We start from the raw sequence: 1,084 nt of genomic DNA on the forward strand, positions 1-1,084 counted from the left end.
TTTTAATAATTTCAAGAATCGTGTATTAGCTTGCTTTTCTGATTAGATAAACTTATAACCATAAGTTCAGGAGAGCCATTGATTTTAACTATTTTACGCTTATTCGGATATATTTACAAAACCGGGATGCTCCCAATAAAAAAGTTGAGCTTGCCCCAACACCCCCATCCGAGTTTGAACTGCCCTTCGGAGGCAGCTTGTCACCAGATAACCGTTGGGTAAAAATGACACAAGTAATCCCATGGTCAGAATTTGAAGCAGAATATGCTAAAAACTTCCCCACAGAAATGGGTGCACCAGCCAAATCCTTTCGGATGGGGTTGGGGGCATTAATCATCAAAGAAAAACTCGGAATTAGCGCTCAGGAAACCGTCGAACAAATCCGGGAAAACCCCTATCTACAATACTTTATTAGTCAATCAAGCTACAGTAACGACCTACCATTTGACCCATCTCTCTTAGTTCATTTTCGGCAAAGAATTAGTCAAAACCTAATTAATAAAGTTAACGAACGAATGGTTGAAAAAATCGCTCCATCACCCTATTTAAACCAGAAAAAAAAAGATTCGGACGCAAAAAATGAGTCACTTAATCGTGGAAAATTAATCATAGATGCTACCTGTGCCTCAGCAAATATTAGTTATCCAACGGACTTAGGACTATTAAACAGAGCCAGAATTCATACAGGAAAACTCATAGACATCCTGTATAAACAAATCACAGAAAAAACCTATAAAAAACCAAGAACCTACCGTAATTTAGCAAGGAAAGACTATTTGGCAGTAGCCAAACAAAGACGACCCACCCGAAACAAAAGAAGACAGGCAATTAAAAAACAACTTCAATATATCAAAAGGAACCTTCCTCATATTGAACAGCTAATCGAGTCAGGTGCGACCCTAGAAAATCTGAACAAAAAGCAATATAAAACCTTGCTAGTCCTCACAGAAGTCTATCGCCAACAGCAATGGTTATTTGACAACAATAAACAGAGTATTGAGGATAGAATAAGTAGTTAGACAGAATTAATTACACAAATACATAGTAGAATGATATTCCATGCAAAATTATGAGTTAATTAGAA

General features: G+C 36.9%; 1 pseudogene. It reads left to right on the forward strand.

Annotation, left to right across the window (positions count from 1 at the left end):
• Nucleotides 1-107: 107 nt before the first annotated feature.
• Nucleotides 108-1,016 (forward strand): annotated as a pseudogene (locus QUA40_RS28860) (transposase); the annotation flags it as partial.
• Between the last annotated feature and the right edge of the window lie 68 nt (nucleotides 1,017-1,084).

Origin of the sequence: Microcoleus sp. Pol11C3, from assembly GCF_036701485.1 — a bacterium.
Taxonomy (GTDB): domain Bacteria; phylum Cyanobacteriota; class Cyanobacteriia; order Cyanobacteriales; family Microcoleaceae; genus Microcoleus.